At 49.7% G+C, this 25,525-nt stretch carries 25 protein-coding genes and 1 riboswitch; of the genes, 16 read left to right on the forward strand and 9 right to left on the reverse strand.

Annotated elements, in window-relative coordinates; genetic code table 11:
* Positions 1-15: 15 nt before the first annotated feature.
* Positions 16-876: a TetR/AcrR family transcriptional regulator gene (locus tag ACTL32_RS17165; RefSeq protein WP_441342610.1), complete on the reverse strand. Its 861-nt coding sequence runs from the start codon at positions 874-876 to the stop codon at positions 16-18.
* Positions 877-1,051: 175 nt separating this feature from the next.
* On the opposite strand from ACTL32_RS17165, the gene ACTL32_RS17170 reads away from it, so the two are divergent.
* The 5 genes from ACTL32_RS17170 (at position 1,052) to ACTL32_RS17190 (ending at position 6,585) form a co-directional block, all read left to right on the forward strand.
* Complete coding sequence (locus tag ACTL32_RS17170; RefSeq protein WP_441342611.1) at positions 1,052-2,527, forward strand: MDR family MFS transporter; 1,476 nt, start codon at positions 1,052-1,054, stop codon at positions 2,525-2,527.
* Positions 2,528-2,771: 244 nt separating this feature from the next.
* Positions 2,772-3,932, forward strand: coding sequence for a DEAD/DEAH box helicase (locus tag ACTL32_RS17175; RefSeq protein ID WP_441342612.1), 1,161 nt, complete (start codon positions 2,772-2,774; stop codon positions 3,930-3,932).
* Positions 3,929-5,158, forward strand: coding sequence for an aminopeptidase (locus ACTL32_RS17180; protein WP_441342613.1), 1,230 nt, complete (start codon positions 3,929-3,931; stop codon positions 5,156-5,158). The genes ACTL32_RS17175 and ACTL32_RS17180 overlap by 4 nt, the downstream gene beginning before the upstream one ends.
* A gap of 3 nt (positions 5,159-5,161) precedes the next feature.
* A complete protein-coding gene (locus ACTL32_RS17185) occupies positions 5,162-6,073 on the forward strand; it encodes an SGNH/GDSL hydrolase family protein (RefSeq protein WP_441342614.1) in 912 nt (303 codons plus the stop codon).
* A 200-nt stretch (positions 6,074-6,273) separates the two neighbouring features.
* The gene (locus ACTL32_RS17190; protein WP_441342615.1) at positions 6,274-6,585 is read left to right on the forward strand and encodes a hypothetical protein; all 312 of its coding nucleotides are present in this window, start codon (positions 6,274-6,276) and stop codon (positions 6,583-6,585) included.
* 3 nt (positions 6,586-6,588) lie between these two features.
* Here the strand turns inward: ACTL32_RS17190 and ACTL32_RS17195 are convergent, their stop codons facing one another.
* Positions 6,589-7,665 (reverse strand): M20 family metallopeptidase, encoded by a 1,077-nt coding sequence (locus tag ACTL32_RS17195; RefSeq protein ID WP_441342616.1) that lies wholly within the window; start codon positions 7,663-7,665, stop codon positions 6,589-6,591.
* Between the two features lie 142 nt (positions 7,666-7,807).
* Positions 7,808-7,907: riboswitch (TPP riboswitch) on the forward strand.
* Positions 7,908-8,005: 98 nt separating this feature from the next.
* Between ACTL32_RS17195 and thiT the strand changes: the two genes are divergently transcribed.
* Both thiT and map read left to right on the forward strand, forming a co-directional pair.
* On the forward strand, positions 8,006-8,581 hold the full coding sequence (gene thiT, locus ACTL32_RS17200; protein WP_441342617.1) for an energy-coupled thiamine transporter ThiT: 576 nt from the start codon (positions 8,006-8,008) through the stop codon (positions 8,579-8,581).
* Between the two features lie 80 nt (positions 8,582-8,661).
* Positions 8,662-9,414 (forward strand): type I methionyl aminopeptidase, encoded by a 753-nt coding sequence (gene map, locus ACTL32_RS17205; RefSeq protein WP_441342618.1) that lies wholly within the window; start codon positions 8,662-8,664, stop codon positions 9,412-9,414.
* 503 nt (positions 9,415-9,917) lie between these two features.
* Here map and ACTL32_RS17210 read toward each other — a convergent pair.
* The gene (locus ACTL32_RS17210) at positions 9,918-10,637 is read right to left on the reverse strand and encodes a tryptophan-rich sensory protein (protein WP_441342619.1); all 720 of its coding nucleotides are present in this window, start codon (positions 10,635-10,637) and stop codon (positions 9,918-9,920) included.
* A 220-nt stretch (positions 10,638-10,857) separates the two neighbouring features.
* Between ACTL32_RS17210 and ACTL32_RS17215 the strand changes: the two genes are divergently transcribed.
* The 3 genes from ACTL32_RS17215 to ACTL32_RS17225 all read left to right on the forward strand — a co-directional run bounded on the left by ACTL32_RS17215 (position 10,858) and on the right by ACTL32_RS17225 (position 13,774).
* Positions 10,858-12,657, forward strand: coding sequence for a M3 family oligoendopeptidase (locus ACTL32_RS17215; protein WP_441342620.1), 1,800 nt, complete (start codon positions 10,858-10,860; stop codon positions 12,655-12,657).
* Between the two features lies 1 nt (position 12,658).
* Entirely contained in the window at positions 12,659-13,207 is a 549-nt protein-coding gene (locus ACTL32_RS17220) for a GNAT family N-acetyltransferase (RefSeq protein ID WP_204893664.1), read from the forward strand.
* A gap of 84 nt (positions 13,208-13,291) precedes the next feature.
* Positions 13,292-13,774, forward strand: a complete 483-nt coding sequence (locus ACTL32_RS17225; protein WP_441342621.1) for a DinB family protein — start codon at positions 13,292-13,294, stop codon at positions 13,772-13,774.
* Between the two features lie 8 nt (positions 13,775-13,782).
* Here the strand turns inward: ACTL32_RS17225 and ACTL32_RS17230 are convergent, their stop codons facing one another.
* The 3 genes from ACTL32_RS17230 to ACTL32_RS17240 all read right to left on the reverse strand — a co-directional run bounded on the left by ACTL32_RS17230 (position 13,783) and on the right by ACTL32_RS17240 (position 17,173).
* On the reverse strand, positions 13,783-14,349 hold the full coding sequence (locus tag ACTL32_RS17230; RefSeq protein ID WP_441342622.1) for a beta-class carbonic anhydrase: 567 nt from the start codon (positions 14,347-14,349) through the stop codon (positions 13,783-13,785).
* A 111-nt stretch (positions 14,350-14,460) separates the two neighbouring features.
* Positions 14,461-15,468: a rod-share determining protein MreBH gene (gene mreBH / locus ACTL32_RS17235; protein ID WP_204893667.1), complete on the reverse strand. Its 1,008-nt coding sequence runs from the start codon at positions 15,466-15,468 to the stop codon at positions 14,461-14,463.
* 472 nt (positions 15,469-15,940) lie between these two features.
* A complete protein-coding gene (locus ACTL32_RS17240; RefSeq protein ID WP_441342623.1) occupies positions 15,941-17,173 on the reverse strand; it encodes an aminopeptidase in 1,233 nt (410 codons plus the stop codon).
* A gap of 143 nt (positions 17,174-17,316) precedes the next feature.
* Between ACTL32_RS17240 and ACTL32_RS17245 the strand changes: the two genes are divergently transcribed.
* From ACTL32_RS17245 to ACTL32_RS17260, 4 genes are all read left to right on the forward strand, one after another.
* Positions 17,317-18,411, forward strand: a complete 1,095-nt coding sequence (locus ACTL32_RS17245) for a carbohydrate kinase (protein ID WP_441342624.1) — start codon at positions 17,317-17,319, stop codon at positions 18,409-18,411.
* Entirely contained in the window at positions 18,408-19,319 is a 912-nt protein-coding gene (locus ACTL32_RS17250; RefSeq protein WP_441342625.1) for a pseudouridine-5'-phosphate glycosidase, read from the forward strand. Before ACTL32_RS17245 ends, ACTL32_RS17250 begins: the two co-directional genes overlap by 4 nt.
* Before the next feature lie 101 nt (positions 19,320-19,420).
* Positions 19,421-20,728, forward strand: a complete 1,308-nt coding sequence (locus ACTL32_RS17255) for an FAD-dependent oxidoreductase (protein WP_441342626.1) — start codon at positions 19,421-19,423, stop codon at positions 20,726-20,728.
* A complete protein-coding gene (locus ACTL32_RS17260; RefSeq protein ID WP_441342627.1) occupies positions 20,725-21,705 on the forward strand; it encodes a class I SAM-dependent methyltransferase in 981 nt (326 codons plus the stop codon). Before ACTL32_RS17255 ends, ACTL32_RS17260 begins: the two co-directional genes overlap by 4 nt.
* Before the next feature lie 82 nt (positions 21,706-21,787).
* Here ACTL32_RS17260 and ACTL32_RS17265 read toward each other — a convergent pair whose 3' ends face one another.
* Together ACTL32_RS17265 and ACTL32_RS17270 are read right to left on the reverse strand one after the other, a co-directional pair.
* The gene (locus tag ACTL32_RS17265; protein WP_441342628.1) at positions 21,788-22,009 is read right to left on the reverse strand and encodes a DUF1128 domain-containing protein; all 222 of its coding nucleotides are present in this window, start codon (positions 22,007-22,009) and stop codon (positions 21,788-21,790) included.
* 58 nt (positions 22,010-22,067) lie between these two features.
* On the reverse strand, positions 22,068-23,429 hold the full coding sequence (locus ACTL32_RS17270; protein ID WP_441342629.1) for an alanine/glycine:cation symporter family protein: 1,362 nt from the start codon (positions 23,427-23,429) through the stop codon (positions 22,068-22,070).
* Positions 23,430-23,629: 200 nt separating this feature from the next.
* On the opposite strand from ACTL32_RS17270, the gene ACTL32_RS17275 reads away from it, so the two are divergent.
* The gene (locus tag ACTL32_RS17275; RefSeq protein WP_441342630.1) at positions 23,630-24,214 is read left to right on the forward strand and encodes a YtxH domain-containing protein; all 585 of its coding nucleotides are present in this window, start codon (positions 23,630-23,632) and stop codon (positions 24,212-24,214) included.
* 20 nt (positions 24,215-24,234) lie between these two features.
* Positions 24,235-25,143, forward strand: a complete 909-nt coding sequence (locus ACTL32_RS17280; protein ID WP_441342631.1) for a YihY/virulence factor BrkB family protein — start codon at positions 24,235-24,237, stop codon at positions 25,141-25,143.
* A gap of 38 nt (positions 25,144-25,181) precedes the next feature.
* On the opposite strand, the gene ACTL32_RS17285 is transcribed toward ACTL32_RS17280, so the two are convergent.
* A complete protein-coding gene (locus ACTL32_RS17285; RefSeq protein WP_441342632.1) occupies positions 25,182-25,376 on the reverse strand; it encodes an SE1561 family protein in 195 nt (64 codons plus the stop codon).
* Positions 25,377-25,525 lie beyond the last annotated feature (149 nt).

Raw genomic sequence — 25,525 nt, forward strand, 5'->3', positions numbered from 1 at the left:
AGGCTCTGCCTTTTTCTATTCAAACTTCGCTACTTTTTTCCAGACTTGCTCAAGCAAAATCAGGATTTCCGCTTCATGCGGCACATTGGTCGCCAGTGTGCCCAGGACGCTTTGTACCACCGCTTTACGCGGCTTCTCCAAGTGCAGTTCTTCTGCAAGGAACGAGATGAGCTGCTGGGTTTCTTCATCTTCCTCAAGCAATCGGCTGTAGCTGTCCAATTGTGTCCCCAATTCTTCGAGCGTCAAGTTCTCGCCCATCTTTTCAGGGGATAGTTCCATTGCTTGGATAAAGCGCTCGCCTGATGCGATTTGGGACGCGATAGAAACTTCCAGCCGCCGTACGACGAATGCCGCCAATCTGTCCGTCGGCAGGTCTTCGTTCGAGGTCAGCTTCCAGATATGGACCAGCTGCTGGATGGATCCGTGGAGGACAGCTGCATTGTCGAGGGCGTAAGGTTCCGCTTCTTTCCCGAAGATATCGATGATCCGGGAAGTGAGCCAATCCAGCTCTTTCAGGTAAGTTCCTTTGGAAAACTCCTTCAGCTCCTTGTCCTGGGAGTAGAAAATGCTTTCATACAAGGAAAATAAATTCTTTTCCTGGTTCAGCTGGATGCGGATGCTCAGCTGGTCGGCGAGCACTTGAGGATCATTTATCGGTTTATCAGCCGCGGCTGCCATGCGCTTCTGGCGGATTTCGCTGCCAATGGAGTCCATGATGGCCATCAGGCATTCGGTCTTGGAAGTAAAGTATTTATAGAACGTCCCTTTCGAAACGCCGGCTTCATCAAGGATGTCCTGGATCGAAGAAGCGTTATAGCCTTTATTGATGAAGAGGGAATAGGCGGCATTGATGATGTTCTGTTTTTTTGAGTTCATTTGCTCCACCTTTATACTCATAGTCTAGTGTCATCATACCGCGAAAACCCTTTCATATCAATTATTTTATACTGTCGGTATATTTTTCTTGATTAAAATAGACTAACGGTATAGAATGATGCAATGGAGTTAGAGCATTATGAAAAACACAAGGATAGATGGAGGAAAAAATAGAATGAAAGAACAGAAAAAACCGCCTTACGGCATTATCGCCATACTCTTTACCGGAGCTTTTGTGGCCATCTTCAACCAAACCCTGCTGAATATCGCGTTGCCTTCGATTATGCTGGACTTTGGCATTGAACCCTCGACAGCCCAATGGCTGGTGACTGCCTATATGCTCGTCAACGGAATCCTGATTCCTGCGAGCGCCTACCTGATCCAGCGCTATTCAAACCGGTCGATTTTCATTGCGGCCATGTCACTTTTCGCTTTGGGGACGCTTTTGGCTGCTGTAGCGCCAGCCTTCAGCATTCTTCTTGCCGGTCGCATGGTACAGGCTGCGGGTGCCGCTTTGATGATGCCGCTATTGATGAATGTCATGCTGGCCGCTTTTCCGATTGAAAAACGCGGTTCCGCAATGGGCATCTTCGGTTTGGTCATGGTCGTTGCTCCTGCGATCGGCCCGACATTGTCAGGATTCATTATTGAACATTATTCGTGGCGCGTCCTGTTCTGGATGGTGCTGCCGATTGCGCTGGTGCCGCTGGCGCTCGGTATCTTCAAATTGAAGAACCTGACTTTCCAGAACCGGGAGCTGTCGCTGGACCAAGCTTCCTTGGTTCTTTCGAGTTTGGGCTTCGGCGGCATCCTGTACGGATTCAGTTCTGCCGGTACAGCCGGCTGGACCGATCCGGTGGTCATGGGGACCATCGCCGTCGGGATCGTCTCGCTAATCCTATTCATCTTCCGGCAGTTGAAGCTGGATGAACCGCTTTTGCAAATCCGGATCTACAAATATCCGATGTTTGCCTTGTCGTCCGCCATTTCGGTCGTGGTTTCGATGTCCATGTTCTCGGCTATGATTCTGATGCCGATTTACATCCAGACCATCAAAGGCATTTCGCCGATCGATTCAGGCCTGCTAATGCTGCCGGGGGCGCTCGTCATGGGAGCGATGTCACCGATCAATGGGCGGCTATTCGATAAGTACGGCGCAAAAGTCCTCGCCATCCCGGGGCTAGCCATCGTTGTGGCAACGACTTATATGTTCAGCCAATTAAGCCTGGATTCCAGTTTCGTCAGCATTATGCTGATTTATACGCTCCGCATGTTCGGCATTTCACTGGTCATGATGCCGGTCATGACAAATGGCCTCAATACGCTGCCGGTGAAATCCTATCCGCACGGAACGGCCATCAACAACACGCTTCAGCAAGTGGCAGGGGCTGTCGGTTCTGCGTTCCTAATTTCCATCATGAACGCCCGCACCGAATCAGCCGCGAAAGAATTGGCGGCGAACGGCACTAACCCTGCAGACATTGTCAATTTGGCGATGCTTGAAGGCATCAACTTTTCATTCTTCGTCTCTACGTTCATAGCGCTTGTGGCATTTGGCCTCGCTTTGTTCATCAAAAAGCCTGCCAGACCCGATGCGGAAATGGAGAAGGAAAAAGAAATCGTTTATGCGCGAAAAGAAGTAACCGAATAAGAACTCAAGAGCTGATCCGGAAACGGGTCAGCTTTTTCTGTCGGCAAATCGGGCTTCAGCGCGCCCTGAACGGGAGGCATGCGCTGGCTGCCGAAGGGTGGCTCAAGCAAACCTTGTTCTGGCTTATCCGGACAAATCGGGATCCCGGAGCCCGTACAGAAGTGCATGTCCATTTTTGTTAAAAAAAGCGGTGAAACGCCAAATATGGTACACTATTAGCATCGAAAAGAAGGTGGAATTAGACATGAATTTTATTAAAGAGTTAAATCCGATTTGGCAGGAAAAATGGGAAAAGGCCGGTTTTGAACATGCGATGCCGATCCAGGAGCAGATGATTCCGGAAATGCTTGCAGGGAACGATATCGTGGCGGAATCGCCGACCGGCTCCGGCAAGACGCTTGCCTATTTATTGCCGATCCTGCAGCGCGTGAATCCGGCCAAACCGGCGATCCAGGCGATGATCATTGCACCGTCGCAGGAATTGTCCATGCAGATCGTCAATGTTGTAAGAGAGTGGACTGAAGGCACTGACGTAACCGTCGCCCAATTGATCGGCGGCGCCAATGTCCAGCGCCAATTGGAAAAGCTGAAGAAAAAACCGACGATTGTCGTCGGGACTCCCGGGCGTCTGAACGAGCTCGTGAAAAGCAAAAAGCTGAAAATGCATGAAATCCGGATCTTGGTCCTCGATGAAGGCGACCAGTTGATGGCGCGCGAACACCGCAATGTCATGAAGGATCTGATCGAGAAAACCCAGCATGAGCGCCAGCTTGTCCTGGTATCCGCGACAATCACTGATGAAGTGGAATTGGTGGCTGACCGCTTGATGAAGCATCCGACGCGGCTCCAAGTGGCGGCGTCGGATTTGCCGATGCAGGGCAAAGTCGTCCATTCATTCATCAAAGTGGATGAGCGGGACAAAACCGAAGCGCTTCGGAAAATCTCAAATATTGAAGGCGTAAAAGCACTGGCGTTTGTCAATAATCTGGACCAGCTGCTGATGAAGGAAAACAAATTGAAATTCCGTGATGCAAAAATCGTCGCCCTCCATTCCGAGATGAAGAAAGAGGAGCGCAAAAAAGCACTCGAAGGATTCCGTAAGGGCGAAGTGGCAATGCTGATCGCGACAGAAGTGGCAGCCCGCGGATTGGATATCGATGCCGTGACCCACGTCATCCACGTCGATGTCCCGCAGACCATCGAGCAATACCAGCACCGCTCCGGCCGGACAGGCAGAGCAGGGGCGGATGGTGAAGTATTGACGCTCTTGGCTTATGCCGATGAACGCCATTACAAGAAGTTCACCAAGGAGCTTCCGTCAAAACCGGTCCAGAAAATCCTCCACGGCGGCCAGCTGGTGGAAGGCAATAGCAAAACCATTTCCGAAAAGGGGAATAAAAGATGAGTTTCCACGAAAAACTGGAGCAGTACGCGGAACTGGCTGTCCAGGTCGGACTGAATGTCCAAAAAGGTCAGATCATCATGATCAATACGACGGTCGATACGCTTGAGTTTACGCGCCTTGTCGTGAAGAAGGCATACGAAGCAGGGGCGAAGCGCGTCCATGTCAATTACACGGATCCGGTACAGACCCGCATGCATTTTGAAATGGCGCCGGATGAAGCATTCCATGAATATCCGGCATGGTCGGTCGCCCAACGCGATGAAATCATCGATACTGGGGGATCGTTTTTGTGGATCGATGCAGAGGATCCGGATCTTTTGACCGGCATCCCGGCCAAGCGCCTCTCGGATTCGCAGAAGTCCGCCGGCCGTGCGTTGGAGCGTTACCGGCAAGCCGTCGGCACCGACAAGATTGCCTGGTCGATCATCGCGATCCCGTCCAAGGAATGGGCGGAAAAAGTATTCCCGGATCTGGAAGCTGCTGAAGGGATGGATGCCCTATGGAACGCCATCTTCAAAACTGTCCGCATCGGTGAAGGCGACGCCATCGAACAGTGGAAGCAGCATATCGAGCTGCTGGAAGCACGCGCAGGACAGCTCAACAGCAAAAGATTCAGCAAGCTGCATTATACGGCACCCGGCACCGATTTGACGATCGAACTTCCGGACAAGCATATCTGGATGAGCGGCGCTTCCAAAACACCGCAGAACAATGCGTTCATTGCCAATATGCCGACCGAGGAAGTTTATACTGTCCCGTTGAAATACGGCGTCAACGGAACTGTCCGCAATACGAAACCGCTCGTCTACCAAGGAAACATCATCGACGGGTTCACCCTGGAATTCGAAGAGGGGAAAATCGTCAATGCGAAGGCTGAAACGGGCCAGGAATTGCTTGATGAAATGCTCCAGGCGGATAAAGGCTCCGCGTATTTGGGGGAAGTGGCATTGGTGCCGCACCATTCGCCGATATCGGATTCCAACATTCTGTTTTTCAACACGCTGTTCGATGAAAATGCATCGAATCATTTAGCGATCGGCGATTCCTACCCGACCTGCTTTGAAGGCGGCCGGGAACTGGAGCGGAAGCAGCTGGAATCAATCGGATTGAATACATCGATTGTCCATGAAGACTTTATGATCGGCAGCGCCGAAATGAATATTGACGGCATCCACAAGGACGGCATACGAGAACCGGTTTTCCGGAACGGGAACTGGGCATTTTAAGAGGTGAGCAGCTTGAAAAAATACACGATAGCGTGTTTGACGGTATTGCTGCTGGCTTTCAGCGCTTTGCCTGCAGCGGCAGAAATCCAATTGCCGGCCGCTTATGTAGCGCTGGGCGATTCGCTCGCGGCAGGTCAGACGCCGAATTCAGAGATTGATGCAGGCTATGCCGATCTGATTGCGCAGGAATTGGCACGCCAGCAACCGGTCGCATTCTTTTCCAAAGATTTGGCGTTTCCGGGATTCACAACGGAAGATGTACTAGAGCGGGTCAAATCGGAAGAAGCGAAAGACCTGTTGGCTTCTGCCAACATCATTACGCTTTCAGCCGGCGCAAATGATCTGCTGCGGCTTGTGCAGGCCGATTCTGAACAAGGGTCTTTGGCTTTTCCGCAAATCCAGGCCGACTTTGCATTGAATAATGCGCGGGAGAACCTGGATGAGATCTTAGCGGAATTGAAAAAGCGTGCACCGAACGCGGATGTTTATGTCATGGGCTATTATTTTGCATATCCGCATGCCCGTGAAAGCCAAAAAGCGGGAACTGCAAAACAGCTTGATCTGCTGAATGTCATTTTAAAGCAAAGCGCTGAAAAAGCAGGGGCGGTCTTTGTGCCGGTCCAAGGCGCATTCGGCAACGACGCGGTGGACAAAGTGCCGAATGCGGCGGATGTCCATCCGAATTTCAAAGGCTATCAGGCGATGGCCAATGCTTTTTTGGATAGCTACCAAAAGGGCTGGAAAGTGGAAAACGGGGAATTGCCGAAGGCCGCGCCTTTATCTTTTGAGGAAATCACGGCCCAGCAGGAATCGGACCGTGAAAGTGCCATATCCGGCAGCCCGGCTGCAAGCCGTCCTTCTGAAGGGCTCGAAGAGGAATATTACGCTTTGCGTGAAGCATTGCCGTATGCCTAGATAAATCATGCAAAAGCCTCTTTAAATAAGTTAATAAAAAAACGAACTTTTCACCTCGCTTCGGCCGCTTTGGGCATGGCTTTCGCCATGAGCCGAGAAGTACACTCGTCTCATAGCTTCGCCCAGCCCGTAGACGCGCCGGCGCTGGTTTAGCTCTTTAAAGCTGATAACTTTATCCATTTAGTAGGGCTATCTGAGATATGAAGCAAAACGGCGGAGACGCCTGCGGAATATCGATTAAGAACCAAGTATTATATATCTTTCTCGACAATGCAAAAACCCGCTCCGGATTTTCCGGAGCGGGTTTTTGTGTTTTATATCAACGCTTTGGCTTAGGCGTTCTGCGCGTAGAGGTAGTTCCTGCTTTTTGTTTGTTCATCGCTTTTTTAATGATTGGATACGCGATCGGCGCAAACTTGATGGCTGTTTTTACAATTCTTCCGATTCCCATGTTTATCACTCCTGACGTGGATAGAGTATGTTTTATTGTTCCCGGTTTTTCTGCTTGTTAAACCTTAAAGCGGAGCAGCGGCAAGCTGCTTTAGAATGTCTTTGTATTGATGGATGCTTGAGATATCCGCGTATTCGGCGTTTCCGTGCCAGTCATCGCCTGAAGGGCCGAATTCGATCGCACCTTCGCCGCCGTTGACGGCTGCGTAATAGCGGGTATCAGCAGCACCATGCTGACCGAACAGGACAGGTTCGGTTTCCGCTGTTTCGCGGATCGCTTTTTGCAGCGATTGAATGTAGGGATTTTCTTTGGTCGTCGTCAAGGCGGGCGTGGAACCGCTCGCTTTGTATTCCATGTCCAGGTTCAAGTTATCAGCGAGGTCCGCCATCTGCCGGACAATTTCGTCTTTGTCCTGGCCCGGCATAAAGCGGATGTCATAGGACATTTCGCAGATTTCCGGAACAACGTTATAGCGGTCTCCCGCTTTGATGATCGGCAAATTGACCGACGGCTGCTCGTAGTATTCGGTCGATTCCTTGCGGAAAGGCAGATCAGCCATTCCCATATGAAACTTCATCGCTGACTCGATGGCGTTGATGCCCTCCCATGGGCGGCTGCCATGCGCGGGTTTGCCTTTGAAGGTCAAATCCATGCGGAGAATCCCTTTCGACTGCAAGCCGATTTTCAGGCCGGTCGGCTCGCCGCATATGACAAAATCGCCGGTGTAGCCTTGCTCGACCAGCCATTTCGAGGTGTTGCGGCCGCCGATTTCTTCATCGGTGACAATGTGCAGCTGGACGTTGCGGTTGAGCTCGGATCCATCCAGTTCGATGAAAGCTTGCATCATCGCCGCAACTCCGGCTTTCATGTCAGCGGACCCCCGCCCGTAAATGCGCCCCATTTCTTCCATCGGCACAAACTGTTCGGGATGTCCAGGAACGACATCGACATGCCCATTCCACACGATGGTGTCCTGTCCTTGGCCCTTTGCGGCAGTCAGCATCAAATATCCGTTATTGTCATGGACCTTGGCGTCCTGCCCTTTCTCCTTCAGCCATTCGGCACAAAAAAGAAGAGCATCGTTCGCTCCTTGTTTGGTGTCGCTTTGGATTTTAATCAACTCTTTCAATAACTCGATCATACTCAGCAGCGCCTGGTTCCGCTGCCTTCACCACCTTTCGACTATTTGCTTCATACTTACCTGTTACCCTCTGGGGCTAGCTTGAAACTGCGTTGCTTAAAGTCGGGCGTTTGTGTACAATAGGGGTGAAAGAAAAATATGTATGCACCACAAGGGGAGCTATATGCTGAGAGTGAACACATTGTTCTTACCCTTTGAACCTGTAAGTTAACACTTGCGCAGGGATGTGGATGGAAACCGGCCCTTACGCGGCGCCAGGCTCTGTCCTGGCGCCGCTTTTATATGGTTTTTTATTCGCGCGGCCCTTCTGGTGATGTGCACAACACATAAGGAGGAAGTTATGAGAAATAAACGGGTTATTTTAATGGTGGAGATTGCGATTTTCGGCGCCCTCGGATTTATCCTCGACTTTGTGGCATTCAAAATGCCGCAAGGGGGATCTGTCAGTCTGGTCATGATTCCGATTGTCCTGATGGCATTCAGAAGAGGCGTCGCTGCCGGCGTCTTGACCGGGCTGTTGGTAGGGCTCCTGCAAATCGTCACAGGCACCATATCGGTGACGCCGCTGTCGTTCGGCTATGTCGTGCTGCAAGTCATTCTGGATTATTTGCTGGCTTACGGAGTAGTAGGCTTTGCGGGAATCATGCGGGGCCGTTATCTGCAGGCTGCTGAAGAAAGGCGCACAGGGAAGATGATTACAGCGATCGTACTGGGCGTTTTGGTCGGTTCGGTTCTGCGGTATATCACCCACGTGATCACCGGCATTCTGTTCTTCGGGATGTTTGCAGAAGGGAATGTACTGATCTATTCCGCTGCCTACAACGCAACCTATATGATTCCGGTATTTCTCTTGGCGGCTTTCGTCTGCTCGGCGCTCTTTGCCGCAGCCCCGAAACTCGTCGACGCAAAAGCATAAGTGGAAGGGGACTATCATTAGGATAGTCCTCTTTTTATATGGTATAATTTCTCTTAGACAATTTGAAAGAAGGGTATTTAATGATTGCGACGACTGAAAAAGATATAGAAATGCTAAAAAAAGCCGGACAGATGGTAGCGAAGATCCGTGAAGAAATGAAAGCGGCGACCAAGCCGGGTGTTACGACAAAGGAAATCGATGAATTGGGCGGCAAGCTGTTTGCGGAACTTGGCGGCGTATCCGGACCGAAATCGGAATATGATTTTCCGGGCTATACGTGCATCAGCGTAAACGAAGAAGTGGCGCATGGCATTCCCGGCAAACGCGTCATTGAAGAAGGCGACATGGTCAATATTGATGTATCGGGTTCTTATGAAGGCTATTTTGCGGACACGGGGATTTCCTTTGTGGTCGGTGAAGGCCATCCGGAAAAAGAGAAGCTTTGTGAAGTGGCAGCATCCGCTTTCGATTTCGCTATGACGAAAGTGAAAGCCGGCGCGAAGCTGAACCAGATCGGGAAAGCGGTGGAGCGCGAAGCGAAGCAGCAGGGCCTTTTTGTCATCAAGAACCTGACCGGGCACGGCATCGGGAAATCACTCCATGAAGCCCCGCAGCATATTTTGAATTATTACGATGCATGGGAGAAGACCATCCTGAAAGAAGGCATGGTGCTGGCTGTGGAGCCGTTTATCTCACAGAAAGCAGAGCACATCATCGAATCAGGCGACGGCTGGACATTCATCACGCCGGACCAGTCGCTGGTGGCGCAGATTGAACATACAGTCCTGGTTACAAAAGGCGAACCGGTCCTATTGACGAAACTGGATAATTAAAAAGCTTTTCAGGCTGCAGGCATCCTCATAACGAGGCCGTTTGCAGCCTTTTCTTTTTGGTGAAAGTTTGTCGCAATAAAAAAAGACCCTTTAAGGTCTTTTAATTTGTAGACAGAAGAAAATTTATTCCTCTTAAACAATGAATATTCATATGAGCGGAGCTATCTCGAATCCTCCACTTTAGGCGGACGTTTCCGCGGGCTCGAGCCGAACTAACTCGGACTGGCGTCCGAGTGGATTTCGGCACTTCGCTATCCCGCAGGAAAGTTAATGGCCGAAGGCAGTTCGGCCATTAGCTTTGCGACGAAGTGCGAAGCACTGCAGGAGCACAATGTTTGCACTTGGCGCCTTCCGTTCCGGATCATAAAGCAAACGGCTTGTAATTAGTTACACAAAGCAGAATAAGCGTCCTACTCCTTTTTTGAATACAGGTGGCCCACCCTGTCGGGCTTATACATCTTTATTCATCACAATTGAACTTTTTCTACAGTCTAAAAGACCCTTCAAGGTCTTTTTTTGATAAGCAGAACACCGGTCACAATAACGCCGCTTAAAAACAGGGAAGCGGTTGTGACGAGCAATTCGCTTGTGCCGTGTTTAACGGCGATGCCGATGAATGCCCAGACGAAGACTAAGGCAAATGGAATGTCGGAATGGTGGAATCGGACATGGAGTGCGAGCGCGGTTCCGACAGTCAGCATGATGACCGTCCAGAGCTGGTCGCTCAAGCCCCAGCCGCCCCAATTGAAATAAGTCAGTATGTAAGCAACATTTGTGATGGTCGCCACACTGATCCAGCCCATATTGACTGAAACCGGCAGCCGCTCGGTCACTTTCTGATCGCTATTATTGTACTGCAGATATAGGGCGATCAAGGAAAGCAGATAGCCGACCATGGCGACGAGCGTCCAGAGGAAGAATTCATAATGCCACAATAAAATCCAAGCGATGTTGAATCCGGCACTTAATAAGAAAAATAATGCAATTTTAGATGAGGGAGTTTCTCCTTTTTTCAAACGAATCCAGAAGCCGGCGATCCAAAGGGCCAACAGGATATATATGAGAGACCAGATCGAAAACACATAGCCGGCCGGTGTGATCATCACGGGCAACCGGTTTGAAATTTCCCCAGTCGTTTGGCCATTCAGCGGCAGGATAGTGGCCAACGCATTTATAGCGACAACGGCTCCGAAAGCGAGCGTCATCAACAATACCCGAATCATAGCAGATCCCTCCTTTCAATTTAGTATACCTGTCATCGATTGGTTCAACAAATAGCTTCTTCCAAAAAAAGCAATAAAGGAGCGAGTTTGTGAAAGTTTCGTCACTTTTTCCAGTTCAAACAAAAGGAAGGCGGCGCGGCCCATTATTCCTCCCGTTCAATAAAAATGGTATACTTATAAGTGTTTTTAGAAAATTTCGTTTACCACAGGAGGAAACAGAATGACAGTTAAATTTCCGGAAGTCTGGGACTTGGATAGCCTTTTCCCAGGCGGAAGCGATTCAGCGGAATTGCGCGTACATATGGACCAGGCAGCGCCGCGCTTGGAAGAATTCGAAAAAGCGGCCCAAAGTTTCCAGGTGCCGGCATCAGCTGAAGACGCGCCGCGCATTGCCGGCCTTTTGGAGGAAATCAAAGGGCTGATGCAGCATCTAAGCCAGTCTGGTGCTTATATTGGCTGCCTGATGGCGCAAAATACAGAAGACAAAAAAGCGGGGATTCTGCAAAGCGAATCGGCGGCTCTGTCATCCCGTTTCCAGTCCGCACTGCAGAAAATCCAAAAAGACCTGACAGGGACAGAAGATGCTGTATGGAAGAGCCTGTTGGAAACCGATGAACTGAAAGAGTTCGGTTTTGTGCTGAATGAATGGCGTGAAGAAGCGGAAATGCTGCTTTCTGAAAAAGAGGAAAACCTGATCAATGCATTGAGCATGGACGGCTATCACGGTTGGAGCCAGTTATACGACATGCTGGTGGGGGATATCAAAATCACCGTAACAGTCGACGGCGAAGAGAAAGTGCTGTCCGTCGGGCAGGCGAACAACCTGAGCGCCCACGCCGAACCGGCCGTACGCGAGGAATCTTATACGAAACTCGAAGAGGCATGGACCGGGAAAGAGGAGTTTTTCGCCAAAACCTTGAATTCGATTGCAGGCTTCCGCCTGGAAATCTATAAAAAGCGCGGCTGGGACAATGTCCTGCAGGAGCCGCTTCATATGAACCGCATGAAGCAGGAAACCTTGGATGCAATGTGGGGAGCAATTAGCAATAACAAAGGGCCGTTTGTCGACTATCTGAACCGCAAAGCGGAAATCTTGGGGAAAGACGGCCTGGATTGGTTTGATATAGATGCCCCGGTGACAGCCAGCACCCAAAAATTCTCCTACCAGGAAGGCGCTGACTTTATTCTCGAGCATTTCGGAAAGTTCGGCCCCGAGCTCCGGAAGTTTGCACAGGACGCTTTCGAGAAAGGTTGGATTGAAGCCGAAGACCGTCCGAACAAGCGCCCCGGCGGATTCTGCACGAGCTTGCCGATGTCGGAGGAATCCCGCATCTTCATGACCTACAGCGGATCGATGTCGAACGTGGCGACGCTTGCCCACGAGCTTGGCCATGCATTCCATTCGTACGCGCTTCGGCCGGTGCACCCGCTGAACCGCTCGTATGCGATGAATGTGGCCGAAACCGCTTCGACATTTGCTGAGATGATCGTAGCCGATGCGGCAGTTAAAAACGCACAAAGCGATGAAGAAAAAATTGCACTGCTTGAAGACAAGGTCCAGCGGAGTGTGGCGTTCTTCATGAACATCCATTCCCGCTTCCTGTTTGAAACGCGTTTCTATGAAGAGCGCAAAAAAGGCGTTGTGTCAGCCGGTCGGTTGAACGAATTGATGTCGCAGGCGCAGGAAGAAGGGTTTGCCGGCGGATTGAAATCGCTGCACCCGCATTTCTGGGCTTCGAAGCTGCATTTTTATATTACGTATGTGCCATTCTACAATTTCCCTTACACATTCGGCTACCTGTTCTCCTTGAGTGTATACGCAAAAGCGCTTGAAGAGGGCGCCGGTTTTGAAGAGAAGTACATGGCGCTCCTGCGCGACACAGCGGTCATGACGGCAGAAGACCTGGCGCTCAAGCATCTCGGGGAAGATATCACCCAATCCGCTTTCTGGGAAAAAGGGATCGCGCTTTGCGTGAAGGATGCCAAAGAATTCAATGCGCTGACCGCTGCCGGGAACTGATATGAATCTACGATTCGAGGGGCGCGCCTGTTACATTCGGAATTTGACAGTGGATGATGCAGAGGAAATGGTGCATTTGCTGCTTCGCAACCGTGAATACTGGTCGATTTATGAACCCCGTCATCCGGATAGTTATTTTACGCCGATGGTGCAGCGGGAAAAAATCAGGGAATCGGTCTATCAGGCACGCGAGAACCGTGAATACAGCTTCGGGGTTTTCGAGCCCGGCACTGACCGGATGATTGGCCATATCTCCTTGTACAGCATCAAGCGGCTTCCGTTCCTCAGTGCGCTTGTCGGCTATTCGATCGACAAAGCATCGACAGGCAAGGGCATCGCGACGGAAGCGGTGAAGCTCGTGCTTACATTCGGATTCGAGCAGCTCCGGCTGCATCGGATCGAGGCTTATGTATCGCCCCGGAATGCCGGATCAATCCGGGTGCTTGAGAAGTCGGGCATGCAGCAGGAAGGGCTGCTGCGTGAGTTTTTGTACATCAACGGCGAGTGGGAAGACCATTACCAATATGCGCTGCTCGAGCGCGAATTTTGAAAGGGCAAGGCCGCTTATAAAAAATGGCGGACCGCAATTGTCCGATGGTTTTCAGAATAGAAGCCGAAAAAAGGAGGATGCTCCATGGATCGAAATAAGATGTTTGCCTACCACCAATGGGCGGCAGTGGAAATTCTGAAGCATATCCAGTCGTTTGAGGAAGAACTCTATACCCGGGAAGGTGCGAATTCGTTCTCTTCCATCGAAAAAATGACGGCACATGTCATCGGCGTCGAAAAATTATGGTTGGAGCGGATGATGGGGCAGAGAAGCCCGGTTTTTCAGCACTTTGACGTATCGACGACAGAAAAAGCGATTCAGGCGTTCATGTTGCTGCATGCGGAGATGGAGTTGTATTTTGCGTCGCTCACTGAAGAACAATGGCAGGAGGAAATGGAATTCACCAATTTAAAAGGGGACCATTTCCGGAGTACGAGAGAAGAAATGCATTTTACATTCATCAACCATGCGTCCTACCATAGAGGCCAAGCAACTTCCTTTTTGCGCCAATTCGGCAAAGAAGGCATCCCGCTGGATTATATTTATTTCCAAAAACAAAACCGCTGAGAATTTTCTCAGCGGTTTTCGTTTCCATTGACGATCAAATCAAGTTTTCCGGTTGTCGGATCGATGACAAGGCCATGGACGGGAACTGTATTGTCCATCAGTGGATGGTTTCTGACCATATTGACGCTGTGGCGCACACTTTCTGTCACATCATCAAACCCGCGGAACCATTCTTCGAGGTCGACACCCGAATAGCGCATCATTTCAATGGTCTTTTCATCGATACCGCGCGCTTTCATCTTGCTCAAGATCGACTGGGGATCGATGGCGGACATGCCGCAATCGTAATGGCCGATTATGTATACTTCATCTGCATTCAATTCGTAAACAGCTACGAACAAGCTTCGCATGATGCCGCCAAACGGGTGGTTGATGACCGCACCGGCACTTTTGACGATTTTCACGTCGCCGTTTTTCAAGTTCATCGCTTTCGGCAGCATTTCGAAAAGGCGGGTGTCCATGCATGTAAGGATGACGATTTTTTTGTCAGGGAACTTTGTGGTGATAAATTGCTCGTACTCTTTATTTTCGACAAACTCCGTATTGTAATCCAAGATCTGGTTCAACATTGACATCATATTTCCTCCTTAAAAGCCTTTTTTACTAGTGTAATCCATTTCGGGAAAAAATTCGACTTGCAGCTGAAGCAAAAAAAAACAGCCCGGCTGGTTGCCGGGCTGAAGGGGTTAACGAGGGATTTTCTCTAATTTGCTGAGCATCACCAGAGAACGGCCAGTGCCGATTGCGACAGATTCTAAAGGATTCGGTGCAATATGTACAGGCACGGAAATCTCTTTGGACAGCCATTCCTGCATGCCTTTCAGCAATGCTCCGCCGCCTGTGATGACAACGCCTTGGTCGACGATGTCGCCGGACAATTCAGCCGGGCAGTTTTCTAGCGTTGCGCGGATGCATTCCAGAATCGCAAGCAACGACTCTTTCAGTGTTTCCTGGATTTCTGTAGATGTCAATGTCACGATTTTCGGAAGGCCGGTCATGATATCGCGTCCGCGGATTTCCATTGTTTCGGATTTGTGCGGAACCAGGGCGTAGCCGATTTCTTTCTTGATGTTTTCGGCAGTGCGCTCGCCGATCAATACGTTGTAATGCTTGCGGACATACTGGATGATGTCTTCGTCCATCCGGTCGCCGGCAACTTTCACAGTATTGGCTGAAACGACGCCTCCGAAAGAAATGATTCCAACTTCAGTTGTACCGCCGCCGATATCAACGATGACGCTGGCAATCGGTTCGCTCACCGGAAGGTCAGCGCCGATCGCTGCTGCGACAGGCTCTTCAATCAGATGGACGGACTTTGCACCGCTTTGTTTCACGGCGTCATGGATGGCGCGGCGCTCTACAGAAGTTGCGCCCGAAGGTGTGCAGATCATCACATTCGGCTTGCGGAACGAAGTGCCCATTTGTTTTGCCGCTTTTTGCATAACGATTTTCAATAATTCAGTCGTGACGTCGAAATCTGCGATGACGCCGTCTTTCAACGGGCGCACCACGCGGATTGAACCAGGAGTTTTCCCGATCATCGCTTTGGCGTCTTCGCCGATGGCAATGACCCGTCCTGATTTTGTATCAAGTGCTACCACTGAAGGTTCATTTAAAATAATGCCTTTTGATTTTGTGTATACTAAAATATTTGCTGTTCCTAAGTCAATCCCGATGTCTGTTGAAGAAAACATGCCTAAACTCCTCCTAATAATAAACAAGTACCATTTTGCATTTTACCATGTAAAAAATGATGTAAAAAGAACGAAACAACAAAATGATACATTAGAAAGGTCTTATGTTGGAAATGTAGGGATAATTACATTCCAAAAGGCCCTGATTGTTATTGTTATGTAAAATAAATGATTTGAAACTGTAATAAAAAAGTCGTACAAAAAAAGAAAAAAAGCCCGTTCCCTAAGCGGAAAACGGACTCTTTTTCAATATCTCTTTTTCGGTAGCGGATCTACATGCTCTGCATCATGTGAATGAAGCTCTCTGCCAAGGAAATGCAGAAGCGTAAAGAAGAACAAGAAGATAACAACCATAAAACCAAGAACTACTACGACGCCTTCTAACATAGGAATAACTCCTCCTTCATCTGCCGTTATCATTCCTTAGTATACATGATAACCGGCAAAAAATTAAGTGTCGAATTCGTGAGGCTTAGAACGCCCAGTTTCCATTGCGGAACACCGGCTCGCGCGTGCCGTCTTCAAGCACGCCGTCAATGTCCATTTTCTCAGAACCGACCATGAAGTCGACATGGGTGATGCTCTGGTTCAGGCCGTGCGCAAGCAATTCATCCGAACTCATCGTTTTCCCGCCTTCAAGGCAGAATGCATAAGCGCTGCCGATGGCAAAATGGTTCGAAGCGTTTTCATCGAACAACGTATTGTAGAACAGGATGTTCGAATTGGAAATCGGGGAGTGGTGCGGCACCAATGCTACTTCGCCCAAGTAATGCGACCCTTCATCCGTAGCCACCAATTCCTTCAAGACTTCTTCGCCTTGTGCTGCTGTAACCTCGACAATGCGGCCGTTCTCAAATGTCACTTTGAAATCATCGATGATGTTGCCGCCATAGCTCAAAGGTTTTGTGCTGGACACATAGCCGTTGACGCCAGTCTTATCTGGCACAGTGAATACTTCTTCAGTCGGCATGTTCGCCATGAAGGCATCGCCTTTTTCATTGACTGAACCTGCGCCGCACCAGAGATGGCCTTTCGGCAATGCAACTTCCAGATCCGTATTCGGCGAAGTGTAATGCAATTTCGCGTATTTTTTGCCGTTTAAATAATCCACTTTTGTATGGAGCAATTGATCATGTTTTTTCCATTCTTCCACCGGGTCGGCCAAGTCCGCGCGCACGGCTTTGAAAATGGCTTCCCACAAGGCGTCCATTTGCTGTTCTGCCGGCAGCTCTTCAAACACTTTGGCTGCCCAGTCGGGTGAAGCCGCTGCCAGGACGGTCCAGCTGATTTTGTCGGACTGCACATACTGGCGATATTTATTGAGCGCCGTTCCAGCTGCTTTCTGGAAAGCGGCGATGCGTTTTGATTCGATTCCTTTCAACAGATCCGGGCTTTGGGAAACGATGCTGATAAAAGCAGCTCCGCCTTCAGCCAATTGTTCGCGCTCCTGCACTTTCCACGCAGGGTACTCGCTGAACGAATCTTCCGGCGCAAGTTCAAAGCGCAGGCGCGTCACTTCATCGTCCTGCCAGTCGACATGGACCTGCTTCGCTCCGGCTTCGTATGCTTTTTTAGTGACCAATCGGACAAACGGAGCCGCCTCCAATGAAGCCACGATGTAAATCTGTTGGCCCGGCTGTACGTTGACGCCGACGTTCACCGCAAGTTCCGCATAGCGCGCCAATTTCTCGTTAAATGATGTCAATTAAATCTCCCCTTTCATCTTTTCTATTTTAGCAATGTTCAGAATGACCTGGCAATGTTTTAAAAAAGAAAGAAGAATACCGCTTGCAAAATTAATTATAATTGTTTATGATATAAACAAATGTTTGGGAAGGGGCGGTGGAAATGCTTAAAAAAGAGTTGGAAGTACTGGCGCTTCTGCGCAGGAATCCCTACCTTTCACAGCAGGAAATGGCCGAACAATTGAACCTTTCAAGGCCTTCAGTGGCTAATTTGATATCCGGTTTGATCCGGAAGGGGAAAATAGCGGGCCGTGCTTATGTGCTGCCGGAAGAAGGGGTCGTGGTTTCGATCGGCGGCGCCAACGTCGACCGCAAGTTCCGGCTTAGCCAACCGGTTGAGATGGCGACATCAAATCCTGCTTCTGCCAGTGGAAGCGTCGGAGGGGTAGCCCGCAATGTGGCGGAGAACCTCGGCAGGCTGGGCCATCCGGTCAAATTGCTGTCCATTGCGGGCGACGATCCGGAATGGCGATTGATCGAAGAGCAGTCGGCGCCTTATATGAGCCTCGAACTGACAAAGGCGCTGGACGGGCAGTCGACAGGCACGTATACCGCCGTGCTTCAGCCAGACGGCGAATTGGTCTTGGCGCTGGCCGATATGGCCATCTATGATTCCATGACGCCAGAGTACATCAAGCGCAGCGAAGCGGTGCTTATGGGAGCAGCTTTTCTTGTAGCCGATCTCAATTGTCCGAAAGAGACCATCAGCTATATTCAGGAACTGGCAAAAGCAAGGGATATTCCTCTTGCGGTCATCCCGGTTTCCGAACCGAAAATGGACCGGCTTGGACCGGACCTTTCCGGCATTTCATGGCTGATCCTCAATCGTGGCGAAGCAGCCCGCTTTCTGGGCACTCCTGTTGAAACGCCGGAAGAATGGCGCACCGCCTGTGAAAAACTGCTGGAACACGGTGTACAGAATATCGTGGTCACTGGAGGCGGCGACGGGGTCATCGCCGGAAACAACGAAGGCATCCGCCATTTTGCCGCGCAAAAAGTGCCATCCGTTGTTGATGTGACAGGCGCAGGCGACGCATTTTCAGGCGGCTTGATCCATGCCGTGATGGAAAATTTGCCATTGGAAGAAATAATAAATGCAGGACTGGTCAATGCGGCAAAGACGCTTCAAAGCGAATTGACCGTCCGCAGCACCTTATCCGCAGAGAACCTACAAAAAGAACTGGAGGAGATTTTATGAAAACAATGATTTCTTATTCAACTGAAGTACAGGAAGCAATGGACAACAAACGCCCGGTGGTCGCTTTGGAATCGACAATCATTTCACACGGAATGCCTTATCCGCAAAACGTGGAGACTGCACGCATCGTCGAAGACATCATCCGTGAAAACGGGGCAGTTCCGGCTACAATCGCAATCATGGACGGCAAGATTAAAATCGGTTTGTCAGCAGATGAACTCGAGTTGCTGGGCAATAGCCCGGATGTAGCGAAAGTTTCACGCCGAGACATCGGCCAATTGATCGCGACAAAGAAAATCGGAGCAACGACAGTGGCTGCAACCATGATCTGTGCAGAACTTGCCGGCATCCGGGTATTTGCGACCGGCGGCATCGGCGGTGTCCACCGCGGCGCTGAAACGACGATGGATATTTCTGCAGATTTGGAAGAGTTGGCAAACACGGGCGTTGCCGTTGTCTGTGCAGGAGCGAAATCGATTTTGGATATCGGCTTGACGCTCGAGTACCTGGAAACGAAAGGCGTGCCGGTCATCGGCTACCAGACGGACAAGATGCCTGCTTTCTATACCCGCGAAAGCGAATTTGATCTGTCATTCCGCGCAGAGGATGTTGCGACTATGGCGGCAGTCCTGAAAGCGCAATGGGATCTGGGCCTTGACGGAGGCGCAGTGATCGCCAACCCGATTCCTGCCGAACATGCGCTGGAAGCTTCATTCATCAACGGCATCATAGACCAAGCGATGAAAGAAGCGGTTGAAGGAGGCATCTCCGGTAAGCAAGTCACTCCGTTCCTTCTTGGAAAAGTGAAAGAACTGACAGGCGGCTCAAGCCTTGTAGCGAATATCGAATTGGTGAAATACAATGCGAAAGTCGGCGCCCAATTGGCTGTAGAACTTAATGGGCTATAAGAAGGAATTTTTAAGAAGTCCCTCCAAAAGGGGCTTCTTTTTTATTGGCCGGTTTTCAGCGGCGCTCTAAGCGGGTAGATAAAAGCAAGGAGCTGAAATGCATGAAAACAGATGTATTCATCAGTGGCGGTGGGGTAGGCGGTTTGGCACTTGCCCTGAAACTGGCCAACCGTGGAGTCGATGTGGTCGTCGCAGAGCGGCTTTCAAACAAGACTCCTGTCTACAAAGGCGAATTGCTGCAGCCAAAAAGCATGCAGATTTTCGATGGGCTCGGCCTTTTCGACGAAATACGCGGCCGGTCAAATGAAATCAAAGTGCTGGATATGCTTGAACTGTCGAGTTCTTTGAAAGTTCGCGATCAATCATTCATGGATTACAGTGTGCTGCCCGGAAAGTATGATGCTGCTTACATGGTGCATCATGAGGAATTGAAATCGATCATGTTGAAAGCTGCTTCAAGCTTACCGAATTTCCATTATTTCAACGGGACGGCCTGTAAAGGCTATACGGAGACCGCTGCCCAGCTTCAACAAGGGAAAGAGACGTTTGATGTGGAAGCGGATTTTTTCATCGGAGCGGAAGGGCGGACGTCCGTCACCCGAAAAGCGATGGATATCCAGATCAAGCAAACCATGTACAACCACCATTTCTTGACCGTAACATTCCCCCGGGCCGAGAACTTCAAGGATGGGAAGATCATTTCGACGTACAACCGGTTCCTGGGATTGTTTCCTTTGCCGGACCAGCAAGTAAGAAGCGTCTATTTGATTCCGGAGGGCGATTACCAGGAATTGAAGAAAAAACCGATCAGCCATTTCCATAAGCTGTACACAGACCTGGCGCCGGCAGTCGACGGCTATGTGCAGCAGCTGCAAGATTGGAAGAAGATCCAATTGATGATCCCAGTCATGTACCATGCCCCGGCCTATGTAAAAGGGAACAAAGCGATTATCGGGGACGCAGCCCACGCCGTCCATCCGATGGCAGGGGAAGGGATGAACATGGCGATCCAGGATGCGGATATCCTAGGCGAATTGTTGGCGGATATGAAAGCAGGCGGGAAACTGGATGCCGAAAACCTGTCGTGGTATGAGAAAGTGCGCTATCGCCGTGCGGAACACGTCCTTCAGCTCAGCCATCTGGCGGCGCTGGCTTATTCGTTCCCTTTTCGCACGGTCAGCTACCTCCGCCAAAAAACGTTTGAACGGATGGAAGAAGATCCTGTCCTCCACTTTAAGCAGATGCTGAATGTATCAGGGCTTGGCATGTGGAAAGAAAATGTCCGCGACCGGTTCATCCAGGGCGGCATCATTCCGAAGCGGGTAAAGGACCTGGATCCCGACCGGAAAGAACTGAAGTATTTTACTGAAATTGATGATTACCCGTGGAAAGTGGAGGGACTCCAATGATAGATGTTATGAAGATGTTCAAAGCAAGGATGTATATGAAACGGAACGAACCGTTCCTTTATAGCTGGCACGCCTATGTAGGATATGAACTTGATTTGTTCAAGGCATTCGATCGGCCGATGAGCAAATTCGATGTGGCTGACGCCCTCGGCTTGGATGATGACTTGCTGGAACAGTGGATTATGGTCGGACTTTCGATCGGCCATTTGAAAGAAGCGGGGCGTGGCCGCTACAAAATAGCGAACGCCTGGAAGCTGCCGAAGCCGAAAGGGGATAATTCTTCCGGTGTGCTCCTCAAGGAAATGATGGAATTGCACATTCCGACGCTTCTGCAATATCCCGAAATGATGCGGGAGAAGAAACGCAGCCATTTTGACGAGGAGAAGCATGCGCCGACCGTAGCGGAAACCAGCCGGCTGCTTGAAGTTCTGGCAATGCCGAAAATGTCGAAAAAGATCCGGGAAAATCATTTCAAGACGGTCCTGGATATCGGCTGTGGGGAAGCGGGCTACATCAAGAAGCTGGCGGAACGGTTCCCGAAGACGCAGTTCAAAGGGATTGAAATCAGCCCTGCTGTAGCGGAAAAAGCGGCAGAGGCGACTGCCTCGATAAAGAATGTGGAGATTGAAAATGCGGATCTTTGGCATTATCAACCGGAAAAGCCCGTCGACATGGTCATGCTCAATAATGTCATCCACTATATCGACATCGAAGAACGCCAGGCACTTTTCAGTGAACTCGCCAGTTGGCTCAATAGCGGCGGCATCTTGTCGGTCGTGACGCCGATTGCCGGGCGCGTCGACGATCCGCCTTTTGCCAATGTCTTCAACAGCTTTTTTTCTTCCTTCGATAACCTGTACCGTCTCCCGACGCGCGAAGAGCTCGCGGAGTGGGGAGAAGAGGCAGGCCTCAAGATGCTCGGCATCCGGACTGTCATCAAAGAAGGCAGCTGGTATATTGTCCAATATGCAAAATGAAAAATCCCTCGCTGCCTTTTGGCAGCGAGGGATTTTCTGTATGTCCGCAAGCGTGCTGTGAAGAGCGCGCCGTTTGGGAAAGTTATTTGCGCAATGAACCAAGTTCTTTTGCGATGGCCTGCATTTCGTTCGGTGTGATATTGTCGCGGCTTGCGACCATCTCGTACAATTCCTTCAAGTCTTCGTATTGCGAAGCGTTGAAATGCTCCGGCTTCATCGCATCGACATTGACCATGCGCAATTTCGTTTTTATCTCTTCGATCATGTATGTTACATTTTCGTCCGATTGTTTTGATAGGTCCATGATGGGTACCTGCCTTTCGATATGGTATAACCCATCATTTCACTGTTCAAAAAAAATGTCAATTGCCAGCCTGCTGCGCCGCTTTCTCTTCTTTGATTTTTGCGACAATCCGTTTTGTTTCCAAAGCGATGACGCCGGACAAACCGAGCAGTCCGATCAAGTTAGGAAGCGCCATGAGGCCGTTCATGATATCAGAGAACATCCAGATGACATCGAGTGATACGGTAGCGCCGACGAACACCATAGCGATGAACGCAATGCGGTAGACAATCAAAAGCGCCGGGTTCTTAAAGAGATACTGGAAGCATTTCTCGCCGTAGTACGACCAACCGATGATAGTGGACGATGCGAAGAAAATCAATCCGATTGCGACAATGATCGGCCCGATCGGCCCTAGGAATTGTTCGAAAGCTGCAGTAGTCAATGCAGAACCTTCATAGGCATCGTCCGTGTACAGGCCGGACATGACGATGGTAACGCCTGTGATGGAACAGATGATCAATGTATCGATGAATACTTGCGTCATCGATACCAAAGCCTGGCGTCCAGGCATATCTGTTTTCGCAGCGGCAGCCGCGATCGGAGCAGAACCGAGTCCGGCTTCGTTGGAGAAGACGCCCCGTGCTACCCCGTAGCGGATTGCAGCACCGATTGCGCCGCCGACAGCCGCTTCGCCAGTGAAGGCTGCGCTGAAGATAGTAGCGAATGCTGGACCGATCAACTCAAGGTTCATGACCATGATCGCCATCCCTGCAATAATATAGAACAATGCCATGAATGGCACAAAATATGAAGTCACTTTACCGATGGTCTTGATGCCGCCCAAAATGACAGCACCTGCAAAGATAGTTAAAATAAGTCCTGTAATCCAAGTCGGGACGCTGAACGTATCACGCACAACGGCAGCGACTGAGTTCGATTGGGTGCCGTTGCCGATGCCGAATGCGGCAATCGCGCCGAAAATGGCGAATAGCACACCGAGCCACTTTTGCTTCAGCCCATGTTCGAGGTAATACATTGGGCCGCCGGCCATTTGGCCATTGGCGTCGGTGATGCGGTATTTAACAGCCAGTACAGCTTCACCGTATTTCGTAGCCATCCCGAAGAATGCAGAAAACCACATCCAGAATACAGCTCCCGGTCCACCGAGCACGACTGCTGTGGCCACACCGACGATATTACCAGTTCCGACAGTTGCAGCCAATGCTGTGGAGAGGGCCTGGAAATGCGTGATGTCGCCGACAGATTTCTTATCCTGGTTCTTCGTGAAGACCAGTTTCAATGCATAAGGCAGCAGGCGCACTTGCAGCAGCCCGAGGCGGATAGTCAAATAGATCCCTGTTCCAACCAGCAAAATCAATAACGGGGGACCCCAAACAAAACTGCTCACTTCTCCTAAAAACTTTTCTAATTGTTCCATGTCTTTTTCCCCTTTTATGTAATTTAGTTTGAATAATGTAGACCTATTACTCACCACCTTTAGAGTTAATATTCCGAAATATTAAACGAAGAGTCAAGGCTTTTCTGAAAATAAAAAGTTTGCAAAGTTTAAATATCTGGAGATTAGGGAAAAAACCCATCATAAGTGAAATTACTACAACATACTGGGAGGAATTTAGGATGAGCCAAAACAAATTGTTAACAGGATTATTAGTAGGTGCAGCGGTAGGAGTGATCGTATCGTTATTCGACCGCAATACAAGAAACGACGTCATGAACAAATCGAAGAAAGCGACGAGCAATGCAAAATACTATGCGCAAAATAGAGATGAACTGGTTTCTACTGCGAAACAACAGGCAGAGAAAGTACAGAACCTGTACTCCCGTATTTCTGAAGACGCAGCTTATGTAGGGGGGAAAGTCAATGAATTGAAAGATTTGACTCCTCATGTAAAAGAGATGGCGCTTGAAACGAAGGAAGCGTTTGTTGATACGAAAGAAGCGCTTGTGGAGTCGAAAGAAGACGTCAAAGCAGCGTTGAAAGAAGACAACCCGTCGCCGACCACTTCATTAGGCGAAGGAAACGGATCTTCTCAATCCGGTTCAGGATCAGGAAGTTCTACAGGATCTTCTCAATCCGGTTCAGGATCAGGAAGTTCTACAGGATCATCAGGATCCGGCAGCAACACAGGTTCTACAGGAAGCTCGGCATCCGGTTCAACAGGCGGATTCAACTCTTCAACTGGATCGTCAAAAAACGTTTAAACAGAAACGAGCTTAAAATCATGGATATCGAACAAAAGGAAACAGAAGAACGTTTAAACAATTTGGCAGTCAGCCACGATGTGACAACCCGCAAAGGGTTCGGCAAAGAACTGGCTGAACGGATTAAGATAATGGATGTAACAGGATTAGGAGCGCAATTAGCGTTCTTTTTCCTGTTGTCTATTTTTCCTCTCCTTTTGTTCCTTATCACACTGCTGCCTTACTTGAACCTCTCGAAAGATCAGGTATATGATTTTCTGGTCCAAGTCATGCCTGGTGAGATCTACCTCTTGATCGAAGAAACGCTGAATGAAATTTTGACCACCCAAAATACCGGGCTGCTGTCTTTCGGGATCATTGCGACCATCTGGTCAGCAAGCCTCGGAATGGATGCTTTGATCAAGTCGTTGAATTTTTCCTACGGGGTGGAAGAGAACCGGCCGCTCATAGTCTCGCGCGGCATGTCCATCGTCCTGACGATCCTGATGATCTTCATCTTGATTGTCGCATTGGCGCTACCGATTTTCGGACGCCAGATCGGCTTGTTCATTTTCACCTATCTGGGCCAGGAGGAAGGATTTCTGGAATTGTGGGGGGCCATCCGTTTTATCATTCCGTCGCTCATCATCTTCCTTGTGTGTACGGTAATCTATTGGGTCGCACCGAACATCCGGCTGGATTTGAAAAGCGTTTTGACAGGCGCCATTTTTACAACCATCGGCTGGCTCATCATTTCGTATGGATTTTCCATTTACATCAACAACTTCGGGAATTTCTCCGCCACTTATGGAAGTATCGGCGGGATCATCGTCCTGATGCTGTGGCTCTATTTGTCTGCCATGCTCCTTTTGATCGGCGGGCAGGTGAACGCGGTGATGCAGGGCCGGAGGGATATACTGGTGACGCGAAAGAAAAACCGTGCAAGCTGAAATTCAGCTTGCACGGTTTTTTGCCGTAAGAACAACATCTAGTTCTCATCGGACGGGCGGGACTTGAACTGCTGCATTTTGTTCTCCAAATCATCCACCATGGCAATCAGGCGATCGATATCTTCAAGATCCGTATTTTCCGGTTCAATGGCATCCAGTACTTCTAGAAATATATTCAGCCGCTGCTTCATATAATCGACTTGCTGTTCTTTATTCGTGATGGATTTTCCCATACAGAACACCTCTTTCTACTCCTTTATGGTATCCGAAAACAACAACGATTTCAATAAATGATAGGTATTAAGATTGATTTTTCTTCTTTTAATGTTTTGAATATTTACACAAATCGTTTTCTATGCTAAGTTAATATCAATAAAAGCGA

The sequence above is a fragment of the Planococcus sp. FY231025 genome (assembly GCF_052078085.1).
Classification (GTDB): domain Bacteria; phylum Bacillota; class Bacilli; order Bacillales_A; family Planococcaceae; genus Planococcus.